At 46.6% G+C, this 1666-nt stretch carries 2 protein-coding genes and 1 pseudogene; all 3 read left to right on the top strand.

Features of this window, described 5'->3' with window-relative positions; all coding sequences use genetic code 11:
- A pseudogene (locus R7Q41_RS23930) lies at positions 1-116 on the top strand (TIGR02444 family protein); the annotation flags it as partial.
- Between the two features lie 86 nt (positions 117-202).
- Complete coding sequence (locus tag R7Q41_RS23925) at positions 203-1210, top strand: hydrolase (protein ID WP_005496534.1); 1008 nt, start codon at positions 203-205, stop codon at positions 1208-1210.
- Between the two features lie 33 nt (positions 1211-1243).
- Positions 1244-1456: a YheU family protein gene (locus tag R7Q41_RS23920; protein WP_005458136.1), complete on the top strand. Its 213-nt coding sequence runs from the start codon at positions 1244-1246 to the stop codon at positions 1454-1456.
- Positions 1457-1666: the final 210 nt, after the last annotated feature.

Here is a 1666-nt window from a genome sequence, read left to right as displayed (position 1 = left end):
TTAAAAACGATGGCGATCCACTCACGCTCAGATACTGTCGTCAGCTTGGTGGAGAGCATTTGCAACAAGCCTTTGCTATCCCTGTGCCAAACATTCACCCACCAAAACACTCATAACGCTGTAGAATACCTATAATCTTTATAAAGGATTATATTAATAAGTTCTTCAACTGACATGAAGGACCATATAAGAGCAGTTAGGTATGACACAATTTTTCGCAGCCGCCGGGATCAAGAACCCGCACCTTCAGACCCTTTTACCGCGCTTTATTCGTAAAAAAGCGCTGTTTACGCCTATTTGGCAGACGCTGGATACCGACGATGGCGACTTCCTCGATCTCGCTTGGAGTGAAGATCCCACCAAAGAACCCGCGCAGAACAAACCCATCTTCGTTTTGTTTCATGGCTTGGAAGGATGCTTCTACAGCCCGTATGCAAACGGCCTGATGAATGCGTTTGCGAAATCTGGTTGGTTATCGGTGATGATGCATTTTCGTGGCTGTAGCGGCAAACCGAACAAAAAAGCTCGCGCATACCATTCAGGAGAAGTAACGGACGCTCGCTTCTTTTTGGAACACCTTCATCTGCGCTTTCCAAACAATCCAAAAGTCGCCGTCGGCATCTCCCTTGGTGGCAATATGCTGGCGAACTACTTAGCCCAATACAAAGATGACCCGATTTTAAAAGCGGCCACCATCGTCTCTGCACCACTGGATTTGGCGGCTTGTGCCAATCGAATTGAGCAGGGCTTTTCCAAAGTGTATCGCCGTTACCTACTCTCTTCGCTCAAACGGAATGCTCTACAAAAACATCATTTACTGCATGGCGAATTGGCGCTGTCGTACAACTCCATCAAGCGCGTTACTCGTCTGTACGAATTTGATGACTTGATCACTGCACCTCTGCATGGTTTTAAGGATGCACAAGATTATTACGATCAATGCTCAGGATTGAGCAAGTTACAGCAGATCACCTTGCCAACTTTGATCATCCACGCCAAAGACGACCCGTTCATGACCGAAGAGGTGATCCCCAAATTTGTTCTGCCAGATAACATTGATTACCGTCTGTTTGAGCACGGCGGACACGTTGGCTTTCTGACTGGTACGGCATTAAAACCAAAGTTCTGGTTAGAGGAAGCCCTGCCCGCGTACTACGAAAGTGTCGCGGCAGAGTACCTTTCAGCTGTATCCAAACCGCGAACACAGTAAACTAGCCTTTCATCATAAAAGTTTGAGGTATTTATGATCATTCCTTGGCAAGACATCGCGCCAGAAACACTGGAAAATCTAATTCGTGAGTTCGTACTACGCGAAGGCACCGACTATGGCGCGGTTGAAATTTCACTGCAAAACAAAATCGATCAAGTGAAGACGCAACTAGAAAAAGGTGAAGCCGTCATCGTGTTCTCAGAACTGCATGAAACGGTTGATATTCAACTCAAAGCAAAGTTTTAGCACGTTCACATTTTTACCGTATCCCACTCGATGACAAGTCGTTGTTACATGCTATAGTGGGTTATCGACCGTGCAGCGGTTCGCTGCTGCACTTTACAGGTACGTTATTTTCGACAAGGTTTGTCATGTCAGCTAAACACCCAATCATTGCGGTTACTGGTTCATCCGGTGCCGGCACAACCACGACGTCTGAAGCATTCCGCAAGATGT

The organism is Vibrio sp. 2096 (assembly GCF_033339595.1).
GTDB classification, from domain to species: domain Bacteria; phylum Pseudomonadota; class Gammaproteobacteria; order Enterobacterales; family Vibrionaceae; genus Vibrio; species Vibrio alginolyticus.
This window is presented reverse-complemented; position numbering and strand designations above follow the sequence as displayed.

Excerpts from the sequence above, each read along its gene's own strand:
- R7Q41_RS23925 (WP_005496534.1), top strand. The coding sequence starts at position 203 with ATGACACAATTTTTCGCAGCCGCCGGGATCAAGAACCCGCACCTTCAG.
- R7Q41_RS23920 (WP_005458136.1), top strand. The coding sequence starts at position 1,244 with ATGATCATTCCTTGGCAAGACATCGCGCCAGAAACACTGGAAAATCTA.